Here is a 237-nt window from a genome sequence, read left to right as displayed (position 1 = left end):
GGCTTAACAGAACCTCAGGCGCGCGAGCAGTATGGCGACGACCAGGTGAAAGTGTATAAATCCGCGTTCACCGCGATGTATACCGCCGTCACCTCTCACCGTCAGCCATGCCGCATGAAGCTGGTCTGCGTGGGTCCGGAAGAGAAGATTGTCGGTATCCACGGCATTGGCTTTGGCATGGACGAGATCCTGCAGGGCTTCGCCGTGGCACTGAAAATGGGTGCCACCAAGAAAGAC

1 pseudogene is annotated in these 237 nt (G+C 57.4%); it reads left to right on the top strand.

The window, feature by feature from the left end:
- A pseudogene (locus ACPYOJ_RS36720) lies at positions 1-237 on the top strand (glutathione-disulfide reductase); the annotation flags it as partial.

The sequence above is a fragment of the Rhizobium sp. SVR5-9E genome, assembly GCF_056755095.1.
This window is presented reverse-complemented; position numbering and strand designations above follow the sequence as displayed.